Annotated in this window: 18 protein-coding genes; 11 read left to right on the top strand and 7 right to left on the bottom strand. The window is 42.7% G+C overall.

What is annotated here, in order from left to right:
* Window positions 1–29: 29 nt before the first annotated feature.
* The 3 genes from G563_RS0118860 (at window position 30) to trxA (ending at window position 3,813) form a co-directional block, all read left to right on the top strand.
* Window positions 30–656, top strand: coding sequence for a 3-keto-disaccharide hydrolase (locus G563_RS0118860; RefSeq protein ID WP_028666669.1), 627 nt, complete (start codon window positions 30–32; stop codon window positions 654–656).
* Window positions 657–762: 106 nt separating this feature from the next.
* Entirely contained in the window at window positions 763–2,973 is a 2,211-nt protein-coding gene (locus G563_RS0118865; protein WP_229598533.1) for a DUF7133 domain-containing protein, read from the top strand.
* A 144-nt stretch (window positions 2,974–3,117) separates the two neighbouring features.
* The gene (trxA, locus tag G563_RS0118870; protein ID WP_028666671.1) at window positions 3,118–3,813 is read left to right on the top strand and encodes a thioredoxin; all 696 of its coding nucleotides are present in this window, start codon (window positions 3,118–3,120) and stop codon (window positions 3,811–3,813) included.
* 58 nt (window positions 3,814–3,871) lie between these two features.
* Here trxA and G563_RS38175 read toward each other — a convergent pair whose 3' ends face one another.
* Window positions 3,872–3,970 carry a cation transporter dimerization domain-containing protein gene (locus tag G563_RS38175; RefSeq protein ID WP_157585471.1) on the bottom strand — a complete coding sequence of 33 codons (99 nt, stop codon included), beginning with the start codon at window positions 3,968–3,970 and terminating at the stop codon, window positions 3,872–3,874.
* A 271-nt stretch (window positions 3,971–4,241) separates the two neighbouring features.
* Between G563_RS38175 and G563_RS0118880 the strand changes: the two genes are divergently transcribed.
* Both G563_RS0118880 and G563_RS0118885 read left to right on the top strand, forming a co-directional pair.
* The gene (locus tag G563_RS0118880) at window positions 4,242–4,577 is read left to right on the top strand and encodes a PadR family transcriptional regulator (RefSeq protein ID WP_028666672.1); all 336 of its coding nucleotides are present in this window, start codon (window positions 4,242–4,244) and stop codon (window positions 4,575–4,577) included.
* The gene (locus G563_RS0118885) at window positions 4,574–7,207 is read left to right on the top strand and encodes an ABC transporter permease (RefSeq protein ID WP_229598534.1); all 2,634 of its coding nucleotides are present in this window, start codon (window positions 4,574–4,576) and stop codon (window positions 7,205–7,207) included. The genes G563_RS0118880 and G563_RS0118885 overlap by 4 nt, the downstream gene beginning before the upstream one ends.
* A gap of 66 nt (window positions 7,208–7,273) precedes the next feature.
* On the opposite strand, the gene G563_RS0118890 is transcribed toward G563_RS0118885, so the two are convergent.
* From G563_RS0118890 to G563_RS0118900, 3 genes are all read right to left on the bottom strand, one after another.
* Window positions 7,274–8,524, bottom strand: coding sequence for an MFS transporter (locus tag G563_RS0118890; RefSeq protein WP_028666674.1), 1,251 nt, complete (start codon window positions 8,522–8,524; stop codon window positions 7,274–7,276).
* Window positions 8,525–8,746: 222 nt separating this feature from the next.
* The gene (locus G563_RS0118895) at window positions 8,747–9,181 is read right to left on the bottom strand and encodes an NfeD family protein (RefSeq protein WP_028666675.1); all 435 of its coding nucleotides are present in this window, start codon (window positions 9,179–9,181) and stop codon (window positions 8,747–8,749) included.
* Window positions 9,182–9,282: 101 nt separating this feature from the next.
* Window positions 9,283–10,188, bottom strand: coding sequence for an SPFH domain-containing protein (locus G563_RS0118900; protein ID WP_028666676.1), 906 nt, complete (start codon window positions 10,186–10,188; stop codon window positions 9,283–9,285).
* Between the two features lie 359 nt (window positions 10,189–10,547).
* Here G563_RS0118900 and G563_RS0118905 point away from each other — a divergent pair, with 359 nt between their 5' ends.
* On the top strand, window positions 10,548–10,949 hold the full coding sequence (locus tag G563_RS0118905) for a hypothetical protein (RefSeq protein ID WP_028666677.1): 402 nt from the start codon (window positions 10,548–10,550) through the stop codon (window positions 10,947–10,949).
* Window positions 10,950–10,961: 12 nt separating this feature from the next.
* On the opposite strand, the gene G563_RS0118910 is transcribed toward G563_RS0118905, so the two are convergent.
* Both G563_RS0118910 and G563_RS0118915 read right to left on the bottom strand, forming a co-directional pair.
* The gene (locus tag G563_RS0118910; protein ID WP_262506123.1) at window positions 10,962–12,485 is read right to left on the bottom strand and encodes an aldehyde dehydrogenase (NADP(+)); all 1,524 of its coding nucleotides are present in this window, start codon (window positions 12,483–12,485) and stop codon (window positions 10,962–10,964) included.
* 93 nt (window positions 12,486–12,578) lie between these two features.
* Window positions 12,579–13,037 (bottom strand): nuclease A inhibitor family protein, encoded by a 459-nt coding sequence (locus G563_RS0118915; protein ID WP_051211073.1) that lies wholly within the window; start codon window positions 13,035–13,037, stop codon window positions 12,579–12,581.
* 48 nt (window positions 13,038–13,085) lie between these two features.
* Between G563_RS0118915 and G563_RS0118920 the strand changes: the two genes are divergently transcribed.
* Window positions 13,086–13,679, top strand: coding sequence for a hypothetical protein (locus G563_RS0118920; protein ID WP_028666680.1), 594 nt, complete (start codon window positions 13,086–13,088; stop codon window positions 13,677–13,679).
* 134 nt (window positions 13,680–13,813) lie between these two features.
* Window positions 13,814–14,143 carry an L-rhamnose mutarotase gene (locus tag G563_RS0118925; RefSeq protein ID WP_028666681.1) on the top strand — a complete coding sequence of 110 codons (330 nt, stop codon included), beginning with the start codon at window positions 13,814–13,816 and terminating at the stop codon, window positions 14,141–14,143.
* A gap of 53 nt (window positions 14,144–14,196) precedes the next feature.
* Here the strand turns inward: G563_RS0118925 and G563_RS0118930 are convergent, their stop codons facing one another.
* The gene (locus tag G563_RS0118930; RefSeq protein ID WP_028666682.1) at window positions 14,197–15,258 is read right to left on the bottom strand and encodes a saccharopine dehydrogenase C-terminal domain-containing protein; all 1,062 of its coding nucleotides are present in this window, start codon (window positions 15,256–15,258) and stop codon (window positions 14,197–14,199) included.
* 361 nt (window positions 15,259–15,619) lie between these two features.
* Between G563_RS0118930 and recJ the strand changes: the two genes are divergently transcribed.
* The 3 genes from recJ to G563_RS0118945 all read left to right on the top strand — a co-directional run bounded on the left by recJ (window position 15,620) and on the right by G563_RS0118945 (window position 18,792).
* On the top strand, window positions 15,620–17,344 hold the full coding sequence (gene recJ, locus G563_RS0118935; RefSeq protein WP_028666683.1) for a single-stranded-DNA-specific exonuclease RecJ: 1,725 nt from the start codon (window positions 15,620–15,622) through the stop codon (window positions 17,342–17,344).
* A 45-nt stretch (window positions 17,345–17,389) separates the two neighbouring features.
* Window positions 17,390–18,121, top strand: a complete 732-nt coding sequence (gene lptB, locus G563_RS0118940; RefSeq protein ID WP_028666684.1) for an LPS export ABC transporter ATP-binding protein — start codon at window positions 17,390–17,392, stop codon at window positions 18,119–18,121.
* Between the two features lie 152 nt (window positions 18,122–18,273).
* Window positions 18,274–18,792 carry a DUF4199 domain-containing protein gene (locus tag G563_RS0118945; RefSeq protein WP_028666685.1) on the top strand — a complete coding sequence of 173 codons (519 nt, stop codon included), beginning with the start codon at window positions 18,274–18,276 and terminating at the stop codon, window positions 18,790–18,792.
* Window positions 18,793–18,996 lie beyond the last annotated feature (204 nt).

The following is an 18,996-nucleotide window of genomic DNA, read 5'->3' on the forward strand; positions in this document are numbered from 1 at the left end:
GAGCAAGCCCCTTTTCAAACCACATGAATATGATAAGATTTGCAATTTTGATGAGCCTCGTGATAGGTATTTTTGGTTTTCATCCTTCTAAAAAAGTGGCCATTTTTGACGGAAAAACCTTCAACGGTTGGGAAGGCGATACCCTGCATACGTGGCGTATCGAAAACGGCACAATCGCCGCAGGCAAAGCAGGACAGAATGTACCACACAATGATTTTCTTTGTACTACGCGCCGTTATGAAAATTTTATTCTACATCTCAAAGTAAAACTAACTGGCACTCAGGGCTTTGTCAATGGAGGCATTCAGTTTAGAAGCGAAAGATTGACCAAACCTGCTTATGAAATGACTGGTTATCAGGCTGATTGGGGGCCCAAATATTGGGGAAGTCTCTATGATGAATCACGGCGTAACGTCACGTTGGTACAGCCCGATTCGGTTCTGATCACAAAATGGGTGAAACCCAATGACTGGAATACCTACGAAATACGAGCCGAAAAACGTCGTATTCGACTGTATGTTAATGGACACCAAACCGTAGATTATACCGAAAAAGACGCCAACATCCCTCAATCTGGCCTGATTGCACTACAAATCCACGGCGCAGGACATACCCAAGTGGCGTATAAAGATATTGTCATTCAAGAATTGCCCTAACGAACCTTTCACCCCTCTATTTTTTGCATTTCTTATGAAACGTACATTTTGGAACATATTCATACTAAGCTCATTTTCAGTTCTTTTCTTGACGGCTTATCATGACATGAGTCGTATTTCAAGCGCATCGTCAGAAGACCCTTTTGATAGTCCCCGCACAGTAAGTCAAACCCCAAATACAGTACCCCTTTCGCCCGAAGAAAGCATGAAGACCTTTAGACTACCCAAGGGATATAAACTGGAATTAGTAGCAAGCGAGCCCATGATTTCGGAGCCGGTGGCATTGGCTTGGGACGGCAACGGGCGCTTGTATGTAGCCCAAATGGAAACCTATATGCAGACCGTATTGGCCGACGGACAAGAACAACCCCGCAGCCGAATCATGCGCTTGGAAGATATTGACGGTGATGGTAAAATGGATAAAAGCACCGTTTTTCTTGACAAACTTTTGCTACCAAGGGCGATATTGACCGTAGGCAATGAATTGTTTGTCAACGAAACCAATACTTACAATATCTACGCTTATAGCGATACCAACGGCGACGGCAAAGCTGATAAGAAAAGGGTAGTATATGAAAACAAACGCCAAGCCTTTGGGAATGTAGAGCACCAACGAAGTGGCCTAGATTGGAACCTCGACAACTGGATTTATGAAACCATTGACCCTATTCGGTATCGTTACAAAAACGGACGTCTCCAAGCCGATACTTTACCCAATCCTGCGGGTCAGTGGGGGCTTACTCACGATGATTATGGACGCGTGTATTTTAGCCGAGCGGCAGCAGGGGTGGCAGCGTCGGGCTTTCAGATAAATCCTAGCTATGGATTGCTTGATTTTGCCGATGCCCTCGAAAAAGATTTTAGCCAAGTCTGGTCTACTATCAAAACTCCCGATGTCAACGGGGGGCCTAAAACCCTGCGCCCCGATAGTACAATGGCTACTTTTACTTCTATCTGTGGGCAGTCTGTCTTCAGGGGCGACCGGCTTTCGCAAAGTATTCAGGGAGATTATATTGCTGCCGAACCCGTAGCACGGGTCATAAGAAGAGCCAACATTGAGAATCGAAACGGAAAAATCTTTCTTTCAAACGTTTATCAAGAAGATGAGTTTGTATCCTCTACCGATATGAACTTTCGCCCTATTAATACCTACACTGGGCCTGACGGTTGTTTGTATATTTTGGATATGTACCGAGGTATTATTCAAGAATCTACATGGGCACAGCCCGGCAGCTACCTTTATGACCAAATCAAATCGAAAGGGCTTGACAAAAACATTCAGCGAGGGCGTATCTATCGACTTGTATATGAAGGTATACGCCCCGAAAAAGCTCCAAAGATGTTGAGCGAATCGACTCAAAAATTGATTCATCATCTCAATCATCCCAATGGCTGGTGGCGCGACAATGCCCAGAGGGAGATCATTATCAGAAATGATAAATCGGTAGCTCCCCTCCTCCAACAAATAGTGCTAGGTCAAAAAAGTATTCTTACAAAAACGCCTTCCGATTTGGCACGAATACACGCCCTATGGACACTGGAAGGACTGGGAGTACTCGACAAGTCGCTTTTAATAAAGCTTTTAGCCGATCCAAACGCCGAAATACGCAAAATGGTAGTGTGGGCAAGCGAGTCGTTTATTAAGAAAAACGACCCTCAAATTTTGGAAAAATTATCATTGCTCCAAAACGACGAAAGCTACGATGTACTGGCACAATTGCTCACTTCTATTTCTCTCAGCAAAACACCAAAAGCTACCGAAATCGCCAATGCCATTTTGGGCAAACACCCCACCAATGAGTTACTAATAGGCATTAAAAATACATTGCAAAAAACCGAAGAATCTAAAAAAATAGGCAGTGGGCGATTGTATGCCTTAAACCCAACCGACCGACAACGCGTAGTAGAAGGAAAACAAATTTTTCAATCTTTGTGCGCTACTTGTCATGGACTCTATGGTGAAGGCTCTCCTGCTAAAACTGCGCCGCATTTGGCTGGTAAATTTAAACTGCTCGAAAATCGTAACGAAGTCATCAAAATCATGCTACATGGGTTGACAGGTCCCGTAGACGGGGTCACCTATCATGAATTGATGCCTCCTATGGGAGGCAACAGCGATGAGTGGATTGCTTCCGTTTTAACTTATGTTCGCTTTGACCTGTGTATGCAGAGTTTCCCGCAAATATCAGAAGGCTACCTCAACAATTTTGTAATCGTCAAACCCGAACAAGTGAAGGCTATTCGAGAAAAAAATGAAAATAGATCCAAACCTTGGACGTGGGAAGAGCTTTTTGCTGACAAGAAACAAGGACGTTAGGTTTATTTTGTCGCAAAAGAGATAGGGGCTATCTATTTATTTACCAAAAAGTAGAAAACCTCTATCTTTTTTACAAGCCATATTTTGCGCCAAACATTCCACAAATAAATCGTAAATTGCAAGCCATATCAAGCTTCGCAAACCATGAAATACAGTTGGTCTTTAGTGTTTATCTTTCTTCACTTTATTGCCAAATCACAAACGGTCTCGGTAGATACCTTTGCGGTACAGCTAAAGCAATCCCCTCATCCACAACTGATTGATGTAAGAACTCCCAAGGAATTTGCCGAAGGGCATCTGCCCGGGGCTATCAATATTGACTCCCAAAGCAAGGACTTCACCAAAAGCCTTGCTAGCCTTGACAAAACCAAGCCCATTTTTGTGTATTGCTTGTCGGGTGGGCGCAGTAGCACCGCTATGACCAAACTCCGTAAACTTGGCTACACCAATGTGCTAGATTTACAGGGGGGATATTTGAAGTGGGCTTCGCGTATGATGCCAGTCGAAGGGGTTTCAAAATCAAACGCCCAACCAGAATGGCCCGAAGCTCGATTTGATAGCCTTCTTCACGCGCGCGCTTTGGTGCTTGTAGATGTGTATGCGCCTTGGTGCGGCCCCTGCAAAAAAATGGCACCGATTATTGACAAACTCGCGACCGAAATGGCCTCTACTGTCAAGATAGTCAAACTCAATGCGGATACCGAAAAACCTTTCATGGCTACTTACAAAGTGGAAGAGTTGCCTACATTGCTCCTTTTTGAAAATGGAAAACTCCTCACTCGTCAGACAGGTTTTCATAATGAAGCGGCTTTAAGAGCCTTGATTAAACAAAAACCTTAATTATATATGTAAGCCAGCAACTTTAGATAACATCGGCCACAACTACATATTGTCTGGCTCAATATGAATGAATCAAAACATGCCCTAGTTGAGGTAATTGCCTCCTCAGGGTATTTTTGAGTTGATGCGCAATCTCGTCTCCTCGGCTTACCGTCAAGTCTCCTTTTCAGGACGAAAAATAAGGTAGCTATTGTACAAAATAATTCCGCCCAACACAAAAAGAGTCCAAACCTTGGGCAATTCGTGGGTTTGTTGTTGTGTCATTGGCTTTTAAAAAAATTACGTCTTTCCCTCCTCCGTTTATAGCTTATAAATCTAGCAGTAGAAATTTATTATAGAAATTAAAGTTTCAAAAAATATTTTACATACAAATAATGAATATATAACCTTTATTTTACATACATTTACTGAATAAATACACCTATTTTATGAAAGGAACGCATTTAGGCGAGTTTGAAGAGTTGGTTTTATTGACTATCGCAGCCCTTAGCAGCGAAGCATACAGCGTGGCGATTTGTGATGAATTAGAAAAACATACTGGACGCACTACCAAACTTGGGGTGGTTCATGCCGTACTCAACCGACTAGAAGAGAAAGGCTTAGCAAAGAGCTACTTAGGAGAAGCCACCAATACACGCGGCGGCAAACGTAAACGTTATTATGAAGTAACACAAGTTGGAAAAATCGCACTTACCCATGCCCGCGACATCAGAGAAGGGCTTTGGCGAGTTATTCCTGACCTTCATTTAGGAGGAGCATTATGACCCACTCTCAACCGCCCCACCCACCTCGCTGGGCGCAAAAGCTCCTTTCGTGGTATTGCCGCCCCGAACTCGCCGAAGACTTACAAGGCGACCTCAATGAGTTTTTTGAGCGCAATTTACGCAAGCACGGGCTTTGGTACGCCCGTTTTATTTATTGGATAGATGTCCTCAAATTCATTCGCTCTTATACATTACGTGTTCCTGAATTTCACCTTTTATTTATCCATTATATCATGATTAACAGCTATTTTAAAACCTCGCTCCGTAGTTTGGTTAGAACCAAACTTTTTTCTTTCATCAATGTAGTCGGCCTTGCCATCAGTATGTCGGTAGGACTTTTGATGATTGCACTTTTGAGTGATTTGCTCTCTTATGATGATTTTCATGCGAAAAAATCCCGGATTTATCGCATCATCACCACTCTACAGCCCAAAGGAAGTGCTGAAATAGAATTGGCTTCAAGCTCAGTATTGGCAGGCAAAAAAATCAAAGAATCTTTTCCCAACATTGAGAGTGTGACGCTCTTACGACGGGGCTTCGGTGGCGACGCCCAAGTCGGCGAGAGCATTGTACCAATAGGAGGTTTGTGGGCTGATTCTTCATTTTTTAAAGTATTTTCATTTACGTTACGGGCAGGCAATCCTACCACAGCTTTACGTAATCCTTACTCAATAATATTGCCCGAAAAAACCGCTCATAAGCTCTTTGGTCATAGCGATGTTTTGGGCAAAAGTATTCGCTTCGATACCACTAATTATACCATCACAGGTATTATGGAAGATATACCTAAGCTCTCCCACCTTCGCTTTGATGCGTTGGTATCGTTTGCGAGTATAGATTTGAGAAATGCTGATTCCGATGGTCATTTTTTGAATTGGGATAATGTTTATTCAAATTATGCCTATGTGTTACTTCCAGAAAACGGTCATCCACAGACTTTACAAACCAACCTAAATAAACTCTGCACCACCCAAAACAAATCCCTAAAAGACTTACAAATTTTGCTATCAGCCCAGCCTTTGAGTAAAATCGTAGTAGGCAATAATCTGGAAAACTCTATCGGCCCTACGATTCATCAGGTTGCGATTTGGGTACTAGGAGGCCTTGTAATGATAGTCATTTTGTCGGCCTGTTTCAATTATACCAATCTGTCGATTGCACGTTCGCTACGTCGCTCGCGCGAAGTAGGTGTACGCAAAGTCATGGGAGCTTTAAGAAATCAGGTTTTAGGGCAATTTATTATTGAGTCAGTTATTATTTCACTGCTTGCTTTGGTGTTTTCTTTTTTACTCTTTTTGGCATTAAGGGAGCAATTTTTATCGTTGAATCCTCACATAGACAACCTCGTATCCCTCAGAATTTCATTCAAACTTATTGGGTATTTTATTGTTTTTTCAATGAGTGTGGGCATCGTTGCCGGTTTTTTGCCAGCGTTGTTTTTTTCACGACTCAAAGCTCTACAAGTTTTGAAAGGAACCTCTTCAATTCAACTTTTCCGCCGAGTCAATTTGCGCAAGAGCCTCATTGTAGTTCAATACACGCTGTCGTTGATTTTTATCACAACTACTGTCATAGGTTATCATCAATACAAAAGCTTTTTAGTATTTGACTTGGGATTTTCTACCCAAAACATCCTGAATATCAAACTACAAGGTAACAAAAGTGAATTGTTACGGAAAGAATTGGCAGAAATTCCGGCCGTGAAAGGCATTGCTACTTCGCGGCTTGTGACGAGTTTAGGGAGTATTTATGGCACGATAATTAAATATCAAAACCCTACCGATTCTTCCAATGTGGCGCTCAATTTTGTGGATGAAAACTATTTACCTCTTCATGGACATCGATTACTAGCAGGTCGAAATTTTACGCCTCATACCCACGAAAACAATAGCACCGAAATCATCGTAAATCAACAACTTCTCAAACGTTTTGATATCACCCCTCAAAACCCTTCAAAGGCTTTAGGAGAGCAAATCAAAACCTTGGATGGTAAAAAATACACCATTGTAGGCGTCCTCAAAGATTTCCACTATGGTACGGTAGAGCGCAAAATTGAACCTTTCGTGATGCACTACTCACCCGAAGAATCGGGGGGCTATCTCAATCTCAAAATCAATGCTGAAGACTTACCTTCTACGATGAGTCGGATTGAGGAAGCCTGGAAACGAATCGACAAAATTCACCCCTTAGAAGCACGCTTTTATGATGATCAAATCCAAGAAGCCTATCAGCAATTTTCGGTCATGGTAAAGGTAATTGGCTTTTTGGCTTTTTTGGCAGTCGTTATTGCATCGATGGGACTTTTTGGAATGGTAGTGTTTATGACAGAAACCAAGCTTAAAGAAATTAGCATTCGAAAGGTAATGGGTGCCAACGAATCCTCTTTGATTTACTTTTTAAGCAAGAGTTTTATTGCGCTGTTGATACTTTCAGCGGTCATTGCTTTGCCACTTACCTACTTCTTGTTTGATAAAATAGTCTTGGTCAAGTTTGCCTATCATCAGCCTATTGGTTTGGGTGAATTAATGACAGGTTTTGTCATGGTAGTAGCACTTGCTTCCCTGCTTATTGGCTCACAAACCCTCAAGGCCGCCCGTACCAATCCCGCCAAAGTGCTCAGGAACGAATAAATCTGCCTTGCCCTTTATCTATTTTGGCCTTTCTATAATGAAGGGTCAAAATAGTACTTTGCAACACTACCCTAACTGCCGTGGCTTGCTTACCACCAAAGTCAATAAACTAGCTACCAACACCGCAAAAGCTAACAAAATATAAGAAGCATAAAAAGAGCCTGTAAGCCCGTTGAGATAGCCTACCAAATACGCCCCCACAAAAGACCCTAAAGCTCCCATGCTATTGACTAACCCGATAGCACCTCCTACGACATTTTTGGGCAAAAGCTCCGTCAGAAGGGCAAAAAACGGCCCATAAGGAGCATACAAAGCGCCTCCTGCCAACACCAACAAAGCATAAGAAAGCCAGAAAAACTCACCTTTCATCGCGTAAGCCCCCACAAAAGATACCGCTGCTATCAGCAAAAAAGGCCAGATAAAGAGTTTACGATTTTGGGTTTTGTCAGAATAGTAAGAAGCGCCAAACATCCCTACAATCGCCAAAATATAAGGCACTGCCGACAGCCAGCCCGTGGTAATGATGTCCATATCTTGCCTTGACTTAATGATAGAAGGTAGCCACATCACAAATCCATATACCCCCAAACTCCATAAAAAATAATGAACACATAAAAGAATAACGGCTTTGGAACGAAAAGCTTGTCCATAATTTTTGACTGGTTTGATGGATTCTTGTTCTTTTTGTAAACGCTGTTCGATGGCTACTTTCTCTTCCTCCGAAAGCCAAGTGGCTTCGCGTGGGGTTTCGGCAATCATTTTCCACCATACAAAAGCCCAAATGATACCCGGTACTCCTTGAATGATAAACATCCATCGCCAGCCTAAAGACTCAATAAGATACCCCGACAATACCGACATCCACAAAACCGTAACGGGATTGCCCAAGATTAAAAAAGTATTGGCTCGCGAACGCTCCTCTTTCGTAAACCACTGACTCAATAAAATAAGCATGGAAGGCATCACGGCGCTTTCCACTACGCCAAGCATAAACCGAATCACTATCAACGAAGGCACATTGCTTACCATGCCTGTAGCGGCGGCCAAGCTTCCCCACAAAATCAGAGAAACGAAAATTAGTTTTTTTGCACTCTTGTGTGAAGCATAGTGCGCTCCGGGAATTTGAAAAAAGAAATATCCTAAAAAAAATAGAGAACTAAGTAAAGAGGTAGTTGCTTTGGAGATGTGAAGGTCTTCGTTCATTCCGCCTGCTGCCGCAAACCCAAAATTAGCTCTGTCGAGATAAGCAAGGCTATAGGTAATAAAAGCAATAGGGATAATGCGATACCAACGGATTTGAGGAAGAGGTCTAAGCATAACTGATAAGGCTAAGTAAGAGTAAAATTGGGTAAGTCTTTCAAAAACCGCACTGCGCTTTCGAGCAAAACTACACATCTCTAAAAGATACCAGCAGAAGCAATTACTCTAGCTGTTTGTAAACAAACTTATATATAAAACATCATTTTTATTTTTACTCACTAAAAAAACGACGAGCCACCATTGCAATGGTGGCTCGTCGTTTTTTTAGAATACAATTGTTTACGAAGCAACTATCAGCTTAATACCATCGAGTTGTTTGATTGTCACTGACTGTCCAGGAAGTATATCCTGACGATTTTCGGCCAGAGCAATCCATTCTGTACCACGATAAAAAACCTTACCTTCGCCTTCCGACGGAATCCGCTCTACTACGGTGGCTTTATCACCCACATATTCGGAATACTCAAGAGATTTATCGTTCCGTTTGAGAAGACCTCTCAAAGGTTTACGCAGGGCAAATAACGACATAACTGATACAATCGAAAAACAAAAAAGTTGAGCGTTGATGGTAGGGGTTAGGCCTACCCAAGTCAAAATAGCGGTCACAAATGCCCCTACGCTCAAAAACGCAAAAACAAACGTTACTGATAATAATTCTGCAATCAACATTGCAGTTCCGATAATTACCCAAATTTGGGTCGGCGTAATTTCCATTTTACTTACATGTTAAACATTTGCACTTTCACTATCAATCAGGCTACATGCCTACCGCACTTTGCCTGCTGATGCCAAAGCAATACCCGGTGACAAACAACCTACTTTTGTTGCTTTACCACACTCATTGCTGCCGCAATCATCGAAGACATATCTCCGAAATTGGCCGGCAAAATCATGGTATTGGTGCTTTTGGCTAAATTACCAAATTGTTGCACCAACTGCTCCGCTACTTTTAGCTGTACAGCGTCCATACCGCCTTTTTCTTGAATAGCCGCCGCTACTACTTTTATACTCTCAGCCGTAGCATCCGCTACTGATTTAATGGCTGCTGCTTGTCCCTCTGCTTCGTTGATTTGACGCGTCTTGAGGGCTTCTGATTCCAATACTACTTTCTGTTTTTGTCCTTCAGCCATGTTGACGGCGGCCATTTTTTCACCGTCAGATTGCAAAATCAACGCCCTACGCTCCCGTTCGGCCTGCATCTGCTTTTCCATAGCGTGCAATACACTTTGTGGCGGAGTGATATTTTTGATTTCATAACGCAGCATTTTCACCCCCCACCCTATGGCAGCTTCGTCAATAGCTTGTACCACCGCTTGGTTGACAGTCGTACGTTCTTCAAAAGTTTTGTCCAAATCAATTTTTCCTATTTCTGAACGCATGGTGGTTTGAGCTAGCTGAGTTACCCCAAAAACATAATCAGATATACCGTAAGAAGCCCGTTGAGGGTCAACTACTTGCAAAAACAAAACGCCATCTACTCGCACCTGAACGTTGTCGCGAGTGATACAGATTTGTTCGGGAATATCAATTGCTTTTTCTTTCAAACTATGTTTATAAGCAATCCGGTCAAAAAAGGGAATTACCCAGTTGATACCCGGCTGCAAGACACCATAAAATTTTCCGAGTCGTTCTACAACAAAAGCCGTTTGTTGGGGTACCACTTTTACGGTCATCCATACAAGCAACAAGGCCAAAACGACAATTACGATAAATGTAATCATTTCAAATAAAGGTTAAGAGTTTGACAGTTTAGAGATTTCCTATTCATAAACCTGAGCAAAAATAACCCAGATTTATCAGCACGTCAATGCTTTCGGGATGAAGATAACAAAACTTATCAAGAACGGTAAGTTCTATTGATTGAACGGTTTAGGAAATAAGTAAGCCTTCTTGCTTTCTTACAAACACCAATAGATTTCAATCAATCATTTACAACTAAACACACCACCGATGCGTCTTATGGGATGAGTATAGGCACTTCGTCAGACTTTCTAAAAGACGCTGATTTTTGTTCACAAAAAATTATGGATTAAACATTATTTCTCCCCTATTCAAACGCCTTTCAACCTTTCTTTCCAATATGAAAAATCTCTTAGGACTCTTGTTATTTTTTTCTTTGGTAGCTTGTAAAGAACACACACCCTCCAACCAGCTTGTAGGAACCTGGAAACTTGTTTCCTATTGTGTTCCTACAAGCGCTACTACTTGCAACTCGGTCGTGGTGCCTGACTCAAAAAGAGTCTTTGTTTCTTTTACAAAAAATGGAGAGTTTGGAGAAGGATATCAAAATACAATTCCGGCTGAATATGCTTTTTTAGGCTGCGGAGGAGGGACTTATGAGCTAATGCCTTCACAACTTCGCATCAGAGCCGTATGCATGTCCTCTCTCAATGGGGCACTTTTCAATGTTATTATTCTTGATGACAAAAAATTAAGTTTAAGTGGGCCAGGTGGTGGCGAATATACTTTTGAAAAACAATAGTAGACGACATTATTAGTCTTTCGTCCATTGATTGTCAACGAGCCGCCAAATTTTTAACGGATTACCGTTTTTTAGTTCGTCTGGCAAAAGGTTATTGGGGAAATTTTGGAAAGCAAATGGCCTTACAAAACGCTTCATGGCTCTAGCACCTACCGAGCCAAAACGCCCGTCGGTACTGGCTGGGAATGGCCCTCCATGCTGCATCGCGGCTCCTACCTCTACGCCCGTCGGAACGCCGTTGAGAATCAATCGACCGCAAAGCAGACTTATGTTTTCTAATAAACCTTCGGCCTGCGTCAAATCGATTTCATTGGCGATTACGGTGCAAGTAAGCTGTCCTTCCAAATGACTTATCACCTCATTCATTTGGGTCAGATTTTGACATTTGACAAGCAGCGCAAAAGGCCCAAAAACTTCTTGATGCAAGGTAGGATTGCTCACAAACTCCAATGCGCTAGTAAAAGCGACCGAAGGAATGCCCTCATACACCTCGGCGGGCCATTGAGTCTCTGATGCTAAAGTGACGCCTTCCTGAGAAAGTACATCGGTACGTTTTGTGCGGAAAGCCTTGGCAATACCATCGTGCAACATCGTCAAAGGCTGTATTTGGCGTATCTCCTCGGTCAATACCTCCATAAACTTATCCAAACCTGCGGCTTCCATTCCTATCATAAGCCCTGGCTTAGTACAAAACTGCCCCATTCCCCCAGTGATAGAGGCGGCATACATCTTGGCATATTTTTCTGGCTCATTTGCTAGAGCATTAGGCAATAAAAATACGGGATTGGTACTACCCATTTCGGAGAAAACTGGAATCGGTACGGGCCGTTGATTAGCTAAATCAAATAAAGCTTTACCCCCACCATAAGAACCTGTAAACCCTACTGCGGCGGTTTTAGGATGCATCACTAAGGCCTTTCCTACTTCAAAATTAGCCCCATACACGTGTTCAAATACTCCTTCGGGCATTCCGGTACGAGCGATAGCCTTCTTGATAGCTTCTGCTACCATAGCGGAGGTTTCGGGGTGAGCAGGATGGGCTTTTACCACTACTGAGCAGCCGGCTCCCCACGCTGCTGCGGGGTCTACGCCGGCCGTCGAATAAGCAAAGGGGAAATTGCTCGCCCCAAACACCACCACTGGCCCAATCGGTACCAACATATTACGCACATCAGGTTTGGGTAAAGGCGTTCTTTCGGGCTGTCCTGTGTCAATCGTAGCTTCCAACCATGACCCTTCTTCAAGTGTATCAGCCACGTGACGAAGCTGAAAGCAAGTACGCCCTCTTTCTCCCATCAAACGCTCATAAGGCAAGTGCGCTTCGCGCATCGCTACTTCTAAGACGGCATCGCCAAGTAGCTCTAGTTCTTCGGCAATGGTTCTGATAAACAACGCCTTTTCTTTGGCTGACTTGTTACGGTATTTCAAAAAAGCTTGGTAGGCGCGCTCCATCGCGCTTTCAATCTCTGGAAGTGTGGTATCTTGATACATCGTATGTTTTGTTTTAGTAACAACTTGGCGGTGTGCCTTATGCAAAAAGTCATAAGCTTTGTGGTTTTATCATAACGAGACACTTTTCTAAAGAGGCTTATAACTAAGGAGCTACCTGTAAAAAAATTGTTTAGCTTACTAAGTTTCGACCACTTTGGTTTTCAGGCCGCCCCATTCTTTGGCTGATATAGGCCCTACCAAATACACATCAATTTCTATCTGTCCTACTTTAAAAGCCTGCATGGGAGCTTGAATATGGCTTTCTAGCAACGCTTTCACACTTTCAAATTGTGCCACTTGTTGTTTTTCTTCTTCTCCATACCACTCTTCAATAGTAGTGACAGGCTGCCAAAATTTTTCTGGTTCAATTTCCTGCACCGAAGTTTCGGGTGGAAGCCCCATAAAAAACTCCAAGTCACTCACAGTTAGAGGAGAAGCTACATTGACTTTAAATTGTATCCATTCGATGGGCTCATCCGATTCGCTTGGATAGTACAAATTTTCTAAAAAAGGAGTGACTTTTGAAATCCACTCCGTCTCAATGCCGATGTCACTCGAATTAGAATCCGATTGATTCTCAATTTGATTGCTTTCCATTTTGTTATTTTTCTAAATTTGAACCAAACTTAAAACATTTTCAAGACAATGCTAGAGCAATTAATGGGTCTTATCCAAGACAACTCTCAAGATGCTATCGTAAAAAACCCTGCCATCCCCAACCAATTCAACAGCGACGCGATGCAAACAATCTTCAGTTCGGTAGTAGGTGGGTTACAAAACCAAGCTCAAGAAGGCAATGTAAGTGGCCTCATGGGTCTCTTGTCAGGGCAAAGCGGCACAGGCAATAACTTAATGGGAAATCCTATTGTATCGGGTATTGCTCAAAATGCTATTGGTAGCTTAATGGAGAAATTTGGCTTATCAAATAGCGCAGCGGCGGGTATTATCTCTCAGGTACTTCCAGGGGTGTTGACTTCACTCATTTCTAAAGTAAGCAACCCTAACGACAATAGCATGGATTTTGGAGGAATCATGGGTTCTTTATTGGGTGGTCAGGCCCAGCAAGCCCAACAGCAAGGCGGCTTCGATTTTAATCAAATTGGGTACGCTTTGGCCGATGGCAAGCTCGACATGAATGACGTGATGAGAATCGGGGGGAGTCTCCTCGGTGGTAGCGGCAACAACAGTAGCTCAGGTGGTGGCTTGGGTGGCCTGCTTGGTGGTCTTTTTGGGAAATAAAAATCCTTGTATATTCATTAAAACAAAAGCGTCTAAAAGAAATTTTAGGCGCTTTTTTAGTTTAAAAGTACAAGGTAAAGCCCCGCCTTTTTTTGCTTTAATAGGTAATCTTTTTCATTTATTTTATTAGCATTATGCCAAGATATTGTTTAGCACTTGATCTCAAAGACGACGAAAAGCTGATTGCCGAATACGAAAAATACCACGAAAAAATTCGACCCGAAATCGCGGAAAGTATCACAAGCTCAGGTATTACCAACATGGAGATTTACCGTATTGGCAATCGCTTATTTATGATTATGGATACCACCGACGACTTTTCGTTTGAGGCCAAAGCCGCCGCCGATGCCGCCAACCCCAAAGTACAAGAATGGGAAAATCTGATGTGGAACTATCAGCAAGCACTGCCTATGGCCCAAGAAGGTGAAAAATGGCTCGTGATGAAACCCATTTTTAAGCTTTAATCAAAAAAACGCTGGCGACGTCTGAAATGTCGCCAGCGTTAGAAATTAGATGTTTAGGATGCTTCCTTAAAAAAAGCTCCATTTTGTGTGGCTAAGAAAGCCTCAAGAGGAATTTCTTCTTGTTTGATAAAACCCTGTTGGGGCAAAGTTTCGGCTGCTACCATCTCCACCACTGCCGCAATAGAAGCCGCAGTAGTCCATGAAATAGCTCGCCAATGTTGGCCGTCGATTTCGCGAGGGTGATAGGCTCTATAAAACTCTTCTCTAGCCAAACTACCTGCTTGCCAACCTTCTACCACGGCATATACATATACCACATCTTGTTTTACGGGAGGTTTGGCAGCCGTCAAAATCTCTTCAATTTGCGCTCGGCGGTTTTTCATAATCAATTCATACAGTAAAAAACGCATCAACTTCGCGTGCCCTGGATACCGAATCGTTTTGTAATTAAGCGTATCTACTTTTCCTAAGTAAGTTTCGCACATAGTGCCTAGCCCCCCTGACGTACTAAAAGCTTCGAATTCTTGTCCTTCGATATTGATTACTTCGATACCGTCAAGCGACGACACCATTTTACGTTCGCCATTGTGGATGACTTCGGCATCGTTGATATACTCATTGATAACCCCCGCTGGCGACCACGTAAAAGAGTATCCCAACAATCCATTTGGATAACGGGGCAGTGCGCCTACTCTCAATTCTATGTCGCGGAGTTTATCGAATCGTTTTGCTAAATCAGCCCCTACGATACCAATCAGACCCGGTGCCAACCCACACTGAGGCGCCATAACCCCACGGTGAGTGGTCGACATCTCCCGAATAGCCGCCGTAGTAGGTACATCTTCGGTGAGATCAAAGTAATGAATCCCTAATTCATGAGCCGATTGAGCAATGGGCAAATTGAGATTGTAAGGCATACACGACACCACAGCATCATAATCTTTCAAAATTTTTTTGAGAAGGTCGGTATCTGTCACATCGCCTTCTATGACCTCAAAAGGCAAAGATTTAGATGGACGTCGTAAATCTAAACCTTTGACAGTAAACTGCTTGCTCAGCAAGGTAGCCACCAATGAACCCACCTTACCCAAGCCAATGACTAATACATTTTGCATGGTTACTATTTGATTTTTGGATAAAAAAATACAATAAAAATATCAGAGCTATCACCGACAAATGACGGTACAAGAAGACACTAAGGCACAAAAGAACAGGCACTACGAAGGTAGGCCAAGCGAGCGAGATATTTTTTTAGGTCTGGATTCATGACAAAACAAATGTAAAAATCCTTTGTTGTTTGGGCAAGTAGTTGTTAAAAAATCTAAAGTTTCTATTCCTAAAAATGCAGTTTCATCAATACCCCCAATACAAATTCACTGATTATCAATTCAATACCCATTGTCATTTACAACTAATTTGATAACAGATGCTGAGAAAATTTAAAAGCTGTCGATGATTTTTGTTACTTTGCAACATATGAATATTAAACGCTGGACATACCCCCACCCTCTGACATCCGAACAAATCGCTCAAGCAGAATCGCTGACCGCCTCCATCAATGTAAATCCATTTTTGGGGCGTCTGTTGGTTCAAAGGGGCATTACTACTTTTGAAGAAGCCAAAGATTTTTTTCGTCCTTCTCTTAGTCATCTCCATGATCCTTTTTTGATGAAAGACATGGACAAAGCTGTCACAAGGCTTTTGCAAGCTTTTCAAAATCAGGAGAAAATCATCGTTTATGGAGACTATGACGTAGACGGTGCCACTTCGGTAGCGCTGTTTTATGGTTATCTCAAACAGTTTTATCCTCATCTCGAATATTACATCCCCGACCGCTACTCAGAAGGCTATGGCGTATCGTGGCAAGGCATCGAATATGCCGAGCAAAATGGTTTTACACTGATCGTCACACTCGACTGCGGCATCAAATCGGCCGACAAAGTAGCCGTCGCGCGAGAAAAAGGGATTGATTTTATTATTTGTGATCACCACCGCCCTGACCTCAATCTTCCAGCGGCAGTGGCGGTACTCGACCCCAAACGCGAAGATTGCCCCTATCCTTACAAAGAGCTGACGGGCTGCGGCGTAGGTTTTAAACTTTTGCAGGGGCTTTGTCAGCAGGGTTTTGCAGATGAAACCGTTTTGGAAAGCTACCTGGACTTGTTGGTAGTAAGTATTGCCGCAGACATTGTGCATATCACGGGCGAAAATCGTGTTTTAGCGACTTTTGGACTCAAAAAAATCAATCAACGACAGCGCATTGGACTCAACGCCCTGATTGATATTGCGGGTTTCAAAAATGAGCTAGACATCACCAATATTGTTTTTGGATTAGCACCTCGCATCAATGCCGCTGGGCGTATTGCACATGCCAAGGAAGCCGTCCGGCTCTTGCTCTCAAACGACAAAGAACAAGCAGAGGCTTTTGCGCAAGAAATCAATCAACACAACAGCGACCGCCGCAACTTCGATACCAGCATCACCGACGAAGCACTCAATATGATCAGAGAGAATCATTGGTTGCTGGAGGCGAAAAGTACCGTTTTGTACAAAGAAGATTGGCACAAAGGGGTTGTCGGGATTGTTGCGAGTCGTTGCATTGAGCATTTCCATCGTCCTACCGTCATTCTTACGCATTCCAACGGCAAAGCTGCTGGTTCTGCTCGTTCTGTACCGGGTTTTGATGTTTATGAGGCTATTGAGGCTTGTTCAGATTTGTTAGAACAATTTGGCGGACATACCTTCGCCGCAGGCTTATCTCTGCCAGTCGATAATGTAGAAGCTTTTCGAATTAAGTTTGATCAAATCGTAAGAGAAAGGATTTTGCCCGAACAACTCACCCCTTTGGTTGAGGTTGACATGGAGCTGGATATGAACGTTATCAACCCTCGTTTTTACGGTATTCTCAAACAAATGGCGCCTTTCGGCCCTGGAAATATGACGCCCGTTTTTGCAAGCCACGGCGTGCGAATGAGCGGTAATCCTACCCTTATGAAAGAAAAACACTTGAAGCTAGAAGTATTTCAGCCCACCTCTCAAGGGGCCGTGAAGTTTACGGCAGTAGGCTTTGGTATGGCGGATTTTTATCCAAAACTTGTAAGTGGCAAACCTTTCTCCATTGCTTATACTATTGAAGAAAATACGTTTCGCGACAAAACTACGTTACAGTTGTATTTGAAAGATATAAAGTTTGAAGCCTAAAGGCTTTTATGCACTTTTAGTAAGAGTGTATAAACAAACCAACCCATGATTCTTAGAACAGAAAATTTAATTAAAAAATACGGTTCGCGCCTCGTCAACGACCACGTGAGCTATCAAGTAGGGCAAGGTGAAATCGTAGGTTTGCTTGGCCCCAATGGCGCCGGCAAAACCACTTCTTTTTATATGGCGACGGGGCTTGTTAAACCCAACAGCGGCCACGTATACATCGACAACAAAGACATTACTGACCTGCCCATGTACAAACGTGCACGACTCGGCGTGGGATACTTAGCTCAGGAAGCATCGGTATTCCGAACGCTCACAGTCGAAGAAAACATCATGGCGGTGCTTGAAATGACCTCTCTCTCCAAAGCCGAACAAAAACATAAATGTGAGGAACTCCTCGACGAGTTTAGTCTCCATCATGTTCGCAAAAACAAAGGTATGGTACTTTCGGGTGGTGAGCGCCGACGTACCGAAATCGCCCGCTGTTTGGCGGTTGACCCTAAGTTTATTTTGTTGGATGAGCCTTTTGCGGGGGTTGACCCCATTGCGGTAGAAGATATTCAGACAATCGTGGCCAAATTAAAATACAAAAACATCGGAATCCTCATCACTGACCACAATGTATCCGAAACCCTCTCTATCACCGACCGTGCTTATTTGCTTTTTGAAGGAAAAATCCTAAAACAAGGTACGCCAGAAGAATTGGCCGCCGACCCTCAAGTACGCCGTTTGTATCTGGGTCAAAGTTTTGAACTCAAAAGAAAAATATAAAAAACAGGTAATTTGAGCAAAAGGAGCTATGTCAAAAAAATCCTTTTAAGATTTACTTTTTGCCATTTATCCTTTATTTTTCTGTCGCTTTTTTGAGATCCTTACCTTTACTGTCATTCTCAATCTAACTAATCCTTTAAACTACCCTTTTCATGGAACCGCAAACAACTACCACCCGAATTTCCCTTAAATATGGCATTATTTCGGCCGTTGGATCTATCATTTTTATCACTATTTTGTACTTAACAGACCAAAGCACCAATGCTGCCATTAGCTGGCTGGGGATGATTATTCCTATCGCAGCAATGGTGATGGGCATGAAAGAATTTAGAAGCCTAAACCAAGGATTCATGACTTACGGACAAGGTTTGGGAATCGGCACGTTGATGTCGGCAATATCTGGTTTTTTGAGTTCTGTTTACACCTACATTTACAACATATTCATTGACCCCACCTTGCGTCAACAAATGCTAGACAAAGTACGTGATGACCTAGAAAGTAAAGGTATGGATGATACCCAAGTGGAGGCTGCTCTCGAAATGACTCAAAAATTCTCTACGCCTGGCATTACCTTTTTTGTGGGCATTTTGATGTCGATTATTATGGGCTTTATTTTTTCGCTTATTATTTCAGCTATTTTCAAGAAAGACAAACCATTTGAACTAGAATAAACGCGAAGGCCTTACCTCAATCTTGCCTATCAGTATTTGCACTAAATTAGACTTTCCAAGTTTTACATACGGCACAGCATAATGCGTAGGGTGACAAATCCTTCTTTCAATTGGCCTACTTATTTATAATTAAAAACGAAAGTAAATGTCTAATAATCAAAACAGTTGACGGTGCGTAAGCACTTAAATGCATAGCGTAATCTC

Source organism: Runella zeae DSM 19591 (assembly GCF_000423565.1).
GTDB lineage: Bacteria > Bacteroidota > Bacteroidia > Cytophagales > Spirosomataceae > Runella > Runella zeae.

What these genes read in the sequence shown, in the direction of transcription:
- G563_RS0118860 (WP_028666669.1), top strand. Translation starts at nt 30, where the DNA reads ATGATAAGATTTGCAATTTTGATGAGCCTCGTGATAGGTATTTTTGGT.
- G563_RS0118865 (WP_229598533.1), top strand. Translation starts at nt 763, where the DNA reads ATGAGTCGTATTTCAAGCGCATCGTCAGAAGACCCTTTTGATAGTCCC.
- trxA (WP_028666671.1), top strand. Translation starts at nt 3,118, where the DNA reads ATGAAATACAGTTGGTCTTTAGTGTTTATCTTTCTTCACTTTATTGCC.
- G563_RS0118880 (WP_028666672.1), top strand. Translation starts at nt 4,242, where the DNA reads ATGAAAGGAACGCATTTAGGCGAGTTTGAAGAGTTGGTTTTATTGACT.
- G563_RS0118885 (WP_229598534.1), top strand. Translation starts at nt 4,574, where the DNA reads ATGACCCACTCTCAACCGCCCCACCCACCTCGCTGGGCGCAAAAGCTC.
- G563_RS0118890 (WP_028666674.1), bottom strand. Translation starts at nt 8,524, where the DNA reads ATGCTTAGACCTCTTCCTCAAATCCGTTGGTATCGCATTATCCCTATT.
- G563_RS0118895 (WP_028666675.1), bottom strand. Translation starts at nt 9,181, where the DNA reads ATGGAAATTACGCCGACCCAAATTTGGGTAATTATCGGAACTGCAATG.
- G563_RS0118900 (WP_028666676.1), bottom strand. Translation starts at nt 10,188, where the DNA reads ATGATTACATTTATCGTAATTGTCGTTTTGGCCTTGTTGCTTGTATGG.
- G563_RS0118905 (WP_028666677.1), top strand. Translation starts at nt 10,548, where the DNA reads ATGAAAAATCTCTTAGGACTCTTGTTATTTTTTTCTTTGGTAGCTTGT.
- G563_RS0118915 (WP_051211073.1), bottom strand. Translation starts at nt 13,037, where the DNA reads ATGGAAAGCAATCAAATTGAGAATCAATCGGATTCTAATTCGAGTGAC.
- G563_RS0118920 (WP_028666680.1), top strand. Translation starts at nt 13,086, where the DNA reads ATGCTAGAGCAATTAATGGGTCTTATCCAAGACAACTCTCAAGATGCT.
- G563_RS0118925 (WP_028666681.1), top strand. Translation starts at nt 13,814, where the DNA reads ATGCCAAGATATTGTTTAGCACTTGATCTCAAAGACGACGAAAAGCTG.
- G563_RS0118930 (WP_028666682.1), bottom strand. Translation starts at nt 15,258, where the DNA reads ATGCAAAATGTATTAGTCATTGGCTTGGGTAAGGTGGGTTCATTGGTG.
- recJ (WP_028666683.1), top strand. Translation starts at nt 15,620, where the DNA reads ATGAATATTAAACGCTGGACATACCCCCACCCTCTGACATCCGAACAA.
- lptB (WP_028666684.1), top strand. Translation starts at nt 17,390, where the DNA reads ATGATTCTTAGAACAGAAAATTTAATTAAAAAATACGGTTCGCGCCTC.
- G563_RS0118945 (WP_028666685.1), top strand. Translation starts at nt 18,274, where the DNA reads ATGGAACCGCAAACAACTACCACCCGAATTTCCCTTAAATATGGCATT.